Genomic DNA, 5572 nt, shown 5'->3' with positions numbered 1-5572 from the left:
GGCCCGGGCGACGCCGCCGAGGCGGCGGAGGGCGAGGTGGTGCGTGCCTCGGCAGTGCTCCGCAACCCGCTCGGGCTCCACGCGCGTCCGGCGGCCCTGCTCGCCCGGCACGTCGCCGACGCGGGCGTCCCGGTGCGGGTCCAGGGCGTCGACGGGTCGAGCGTGCTCGCCCTCATGGCGCTCGGGGCGGCCGGCGGGTCCACGCTCACGGTCGAGGCGCAGGGGCAGGGTGCGGCCGAGGCGGTCGAGGGCGTCGTCGCCCTGCTGGAGAGCGGGTTCGGCGAGGCGGGCGCGACGTCGCCCTGAGCGCACTTCGGTGCAAGAGCACCGGGTGAGAAGCGTCACGCTGCATTGACTGCAACATTTCATCGAACGTAACGTTGCACTCGTGCAGACCGACCTCGTGGCGCCGGAGACCCCGGGGACGCCCCCCGTGAACGGCGGCGAGTCCGTCCCCGGTCTGCGGGAACGGCAGAAGCGCGCGCGGCGCGAGTCCCTCATCGATGCGGCGCACGTGCTGGTCGAGGAGCACGGCCTCGACGGCGTGACGGTCGAGGGCATCTGCGCCCACGCCGGGGTCTCGACCCGGACCTTCTTCAACTACTTCGAGTCGAAGGACGACGCCGTGCTGGCGTTCGAGCCCTTCGTGCTCGACCCGGAGGTCACCGCGACGTTCGCGGCCGGGGGGCCCACGGGCTCGCTGCCGCAGGACCTCGAGCGGCTCGTCGTCGCCCTGGTCGACCGCCCGCACCCCAGCCGCGAACGCATCGCGTGCGCGATGGCGCTCGCGCGTCGGGAGCCACGGCTGCTCGCCCGCCAGGTGCTCGCGTTCGAACGGCACCACGCCGAGATCGCGGCGCTCGTGGCCGCGCGCCTGGGCGTCGAGCCGGGGGCGCCGCGCGTCGAGCTGCTCACCCTCCTCGTGATGGCCCTCACCCGCGCGACGTTCGCGACCTGGGAGGCCTCCGGACAGGAGGGCCCGGTCCAGGACGGCGTGCCGCACGTGATCCGCGAGCTGCGCGAGCTCATGCGCGAGGCACCGCTCTCCTGACTCCCGCCTGCTGACGTCCACCCGGGACACGCGCGTCCCACCCCCAGCACCACCGCCCACGCACCGACACGACCGAGGACCTCCATGGCCACCGCCCCACCCCCCACCTCCGAGGCGCCGCTCGTCGTCCTCGACCGCCGCACGATCTGGCTGATCTTCGGCGCACTCATGGCGAGCATGTTCCTGTCCTCGCTCGACCAGTCCATCTTCGGGACGGCGCTGCCGACCATCGTCGGCGAGCTCGACGGCGTCGAGCACCAGGGCTGGGTCATGACGGCCTACATCCTGGCGATCGCGATCGTCATGCCGCTCTACGGCAAGTTCGGCGACCTGTGGGGCCGGCGCTGGCCGTTCCTCGTCGCGATCGGCCTGTTCACCCTCGCCTCGATCGGCGGTGCGCTCGCGAGCAGCTTCGGCGAGCTCGTGACGTGGCGCGCGATCCAGGGGCTCGGCGGCGGCGGCCTCATGATCCTGTCCCAGGCGATCATCGCGGACGTCGTGCCGGCCAAGGAGCGCGGCAAGTACATGGGGCCGATGGGCGCGCTGTTCGGCATCGCGGCCGTCATCGGCCCGCTCCTCGGGGGCTTCTTCACCGACCACCTGACGTGGCGCTGGGCCTTCTGGCTGAACGTGCCCATCGGCATCGGCGCGTTCGTCGTCGCGTGGTTCGCGCTCAAGCTCCCGACGCACCGCTCGGGCCGCAGGATCGACGTCGCCGGCATCGTGCTCATGGTGCTCGGCACGTCCGGCCTCGTGCTCGTGACCAGCTGGGAGAGCTTCTCCGGCGGCACGGGTTACGACTGGGCCGACTGGCGCCTGCAGAGCCTTCTCGCCCTGACCGTGGTCGCGATCGTCGCCTTCGTCATGGTCGAGCGTCGTGCCGAGGAGCCGCTGCTGCCGCTGCACCTCTTCCGCAACCCGACCTTCGCGATCGCGACCTCGGTGGGCTTCATCATCGGCATGGGCATGTTCGCCGCGCTGACCTTCCTGCCGACGTTCCTGCAGATGGCGACCGGCGCGGGCGTGACCGAGTCCGGCTTCCTCCTGCTGCCGATGATGGTCGGCGTCATGGCGACGGCGATCGGGTCCGGCATCGCGATCACGAAGACCGGGCGCTACCGGATGTACCCGATCGCGGGGATGCTCATCTCCACGCTCGGCCTGATCTGGATGACGCGCCTCACGGGCGACATCTCGATGCTGCTGTTCGGCACGATGATCTTCGTCCTGGGCGCCGGGCTCGGGCTCGTCATGCAGACGATCGTGCTCGCGGTGCAGAACTCGGTCGACCCGCACGAGCTCGGGACGGCGACGAGCGCCAACAACTTCTTCCGCGAGATCGGCGCCGCGGTCGGCGTCGCCCTCTTCAGCACGGTCTTCACGGGCCGGCTGAGCGACCGCCTCGAGCCGCTCTTCGCCGGCGTGCCGGCCGGAGCGGGCGAGAGCGGGCCCGCGTCGCTGACGCCCGCGGCGCTCGACGCGCTGCCCGAGCAGCTGCGCGAGGGCGTGGTCGACGCGTTCGCCGACGCGCTGGCCCCGGCGTTCTGGTACCTCGTCCCGGTGCTCGCGCTGGGCTTCCTGCTCACGCTCTTCCTCAAGGAGGTCGCGCTGTCCGACGTCGCCGGCATGGTGGCGCGCGGCGAGGCCGTCGCGGGCGACGACGTCCGGGCGGGCCAGGCGACGGTGCCCGCTGCCGCTCCTGCGAGGGCGGAGGACGAGGTGGTCGTGCTCGAGGGCTCGGCGGCGTCCGACGTCGACGCGCGCGAGCGTCAGGTGAGCGAGGCCCGGGACTGACTGCGGGGACGGGCCCGGCCGGCCAGCCGGGTCGCGTCGCCCCGCGCGTCACCCGGGGCCTCACCCAGCGCGGTGCCCAGGGTGACGCCGGCGTCCGGCACAGGGACGGCGGCCACGCGGGTAGCGTGGCCGCCGTGCCCGATCCCGCCGCCCCCGACCCCGCCGCACCGCCGGCCCGGACCAGGTCCGCGCGCCGTCAGTTCGCCGCGACGATCCTCGTGCTCGAGGCGTTCGTCGTCGGCTTCGCGGCGCTCGTGGCCTTCGGCCTGCGGGTCGCGCCGCCGTCGGTCGTGTGGGGCGTCGCGGGCGCCCTCGCGCTCTCGCTCGTGCTCTCGTCCGGGCTGCTGCGCACCGCGGCCGGGTACGTCGCCGGCTCGGTGCTCCAGCTGGCCGTGCTCGCGACGGGCGTCGCCGTGCCCATGATGTTCGTCGTGGGCGCGATCTTCGCCGTGCTGTGGATCGTGGCTCTGCGGCTGGGCGGCCGGATCGACCGCGAGCGTGCCGAACGCGTCGCGGCCGCCTCGGGCTGAGGTTCAGCGGGTCCGGCCGGGTCCGCGCCACCGCTAGGGTTGCCGCCATGAGCCAGGCGGAACGCACCCTCGTCATCATCAAGCCCGACGGCGTCCGCCGGGGCCTCGTCGGCGAGGTCCTGCGCCGCATCGAGGCGAAGGGCTACACGCTCGTCGCGGCCGAGCTGCGCACCGCCGACGACGCCCTGCTCGGCGCGCACTACGCCGAGCACGAGGGCAAGCCGTTCTACGCACCGCTGCTCGCGTTCATGAGCTCCGGCCCCGTGCTGGCCGCCGTCGTCGAGGGCCACCGCGTCATCGAGGGCTTCCGCGTGCTCGCGGGCACCACGGACCCGACGACGGCCGCGCCCGGGACCATCCGCGGCGACCTGGGGCGCGACTGGGGCAAGCCGGTGACGGAGAACCTCGTGCACGGGTCGGACTCGCCCGAGTCGGCGGCCCGTGAGATCGGCCTGTGGTTCCCGTCCCTGTGACGGGTGACCCGCTCGTGCGCCCGTAGGCTCGCCCCGTGCACCTCAAGACCCTGACCCTGCGCGGGTTCAAGTCGTTCGCGTCCGCGACGACCCTGCGCTTCGAGCCGGGGGTCACCTGCGTCGTCGGGCCCAACGGGTCGGGCAAGTCGAACGTGGTCGACGCCCTCGCCTGGGTCATGGGGGAGCAGGGCGCGAAGTCTCTGCGCGGCGGCAAGATGGAGGACGTCATCTTCGCCGGCACCTCCGGCCGCCCCCCGCTGGGCCGGGCCGAGGTGAGCCTGACCATCGACAACTCCGACGGCGCGCTGCCGATCGAGTACACCGAGGTGACGATCTCGCGGACGCTGTTCCGCAGCGGCGGCTCCGAGTACGCGATCAACGGCTCGGCCTGCCGGCTCCTGGACATCCAGGACCTCCTGTCGGACTCGGGCCTCGGCCGCGAGATGCACGTCATCGTCGGCCAGGGCCAGCTCGACGCCGTGCTGCGCGCGACGCCCGAGGAGCGGCGCGGCTTCATCGAGGAGGCCGCGGGCGTCCTCAAGCACCGCAAGCGCAAGGAGAAGGCGCTCCGGAAGCTCGAGGCGATGCAGGCGAACCTCACGCGCCTGGGCGACCTCACGGCGGAGATCCGGCGGCAGCTCGGCCCGCTGGGGCGTCAGGCCGAGGTCGCCCGCAAGGCGCAGACGGTCCAGTCCGACCTGCGCGACGCGCGTGCGCGCCTGCTCGCCGACGACCTGGCGCAGCTGACCGCGACGCTCGAGCAGGAGATCGCCGACGAGACGGCGCTCAAGGCGCGTCGGGCGGAGGTCGAGGCGGGCCTCGCCGAGGCTCGCACGCGCCTGTCCGCGCTCGAGACCGCCGCCGCCGCGGCGGCCCCCGAGCTGTCCGAGGCCAGCGAGGTCTGGTACCGCCTCTCGTCGGTGCGCGAGCGCCTGCGCGGGACGCAGACGCTCGCCGCGGAGCGCCTGCGGCTCCTGGGCTCGGCGGAGCGCGACGCCGAGCCCGGCGGACGCGACCCCGACGACCTCGACGCCCAGGCGCAGCGAGCGCGCGCGGCCGAGGCCGAGCTCGCGACCGAGGTGGAGCTCGCCCGCGTCGCCGTGGAGGCGGCCACCGCGCACCGCACGGAGGCCGAGAAGGAGGCGCAGGACGCCGAGCGGCGGGTCGCGACGCTCCAGCGCGCCGTCGCCGACCGGCGCGAGGGGCTCGCCCGCCTGGCCGGCCAGGTGGCTGCGCGCCGCAGCCGGCTCGAGGCGACGGAGTCGGAGATCGGGCGGCTGCGTGAGGCGCTGACGGCGGCCGAGCGGCGTGGCCACGAGGCCAGCGTCGAGTTCACGGCCCTCGAGTCCCAGGTCGCGGGCGTCGAGGAGGGCGAGGAGGGCCTGGACGCCGAGCACGAGGCGGCCGTCGAGGCGCTCGAGGCGGCGGGAGCTGCGCTCGCCACGCTGCGCGAGGCGGAGCGGACCGCCGAGCGCGAGCGCGCGACGTGGACGGCGCGCGTCGAGGCGCTCGAGATGAGCCTGGTCCGCAAGGACGGCGCGGGCGCCCTCCTCGCGGCCGACGACCTGCCGGGCACGCTCGGCTCCGTCGCGGCCCTGCTCGGCGTCGAGCCGGGCTACGAGGACGCGATCGCCGCCGCGCTCGGGGCGGCGGCCGACGCCGTCGCCGTGGAGTCGGTCGACGTCGCCGTCGACGCCCTGCGGCGCCTGCGCACGGACGACGCG

At 74.4% G+C, this 5572-nt stretch carries 6 protein-coding genes; all 6 read left to right on the top strand.

What is annotated here, in order from left to right; translation table 11 throughout:
• Window positions 1-306, top strand: a 306-nt coding sequence (locus ICW40_RS16795; RefSeq protein WP_221655157.1) for an HPr family phosphocarrier protein, incomplete at its 5' end; no start/stop codon positions are given.
• An 82-nt stretch (window positions 307-388) separates the two neighbouring features.
• The gene (locus tag ICW40_RS16790; protein WP_221655156.1) at window positions 389-1051 is read left to right on the top strand and encodes a TetR/AcrR family transcriptional regulator; all 663 of its coding nucleotides are present in this window, start codon (window positions 389-391) and stop codon (window positions 1049-1051) included.
• An 84-nt stretch (window positions 1052-1135) separates the two neighbouring features.
• Window positions 1136-2845 (top strand): MDR family MFS transporter, encoded by a 1710-nt coding sequence (locus ICW40_RS16785; RefSeq protein ID WP_221655155.1) that lies wholly within the window; start codon window positions 1136-1138, stop codon window positions 2843-2845.
• Window positions 2846-2979: 134 nt separating this feature from the next.
• On the top strand, window positions 2980-3375 hold the full coding sequence (locus ICW40_RS16780) for a DUF4233 domain-containing protein (RefSeq protein ID WP_221655154.1): 396 nt from the start codon (window positions 2980-2982) through the stop codon (window positions 3373-3375).
• 47 nt (window positions 3376-3422) lie between these two features.
• Window positions 3423-3848: a nucleoside-diphosphate kinase gene (gene ndk, locus ICW40_RS16775; RefSeq protein WP_221655153.1), complete on the top strand. Its 426-nt coding sequence runs from the start codon at window positions 3423-3425 to the stop codon at window positions 3846-3848.
• 35 nt (window positions 3849-3883) lie between these two features.
• On the top strand, window positions 3884-5572 hold a 1689-nt coding region (locus ICW40_RS16770), incomplete at its 3' end, for a chromosome segregation SMC family protein (RefSeq protein ID WP_221655152.1).

The organism is Actinotalea ferrariae, assembly GCF_019733465.1.
GTDB classification, from domain to species: domain Bacteria; phylum Actinomycetota; class Actinomycetes; order Actinomycetales; family Cellulomonadaceae; genus Actinotalea; species Actinotalea ferrariae_A.
Note: the sequence above shows the minus strand (reverse complement) of the source record. Positions and strands in the feature narration are given on the sequence as shown.

Coding starts and splice junctions, on each gene's coding strand:
- ICW40_RS16785 (WP_221655155.1), top strand. CDS start 1,136: ATGGCCACCGCCCCACCCCCCACCTCCGAGGCGCCGCTCGTCGTCCTC.
- ndk (WP_221655153.1), top strand. CDS start 3,423: ATGAGCCAGGCGGAACGCACCCTCGTCATCATCAAGCCCGACGGCGTC.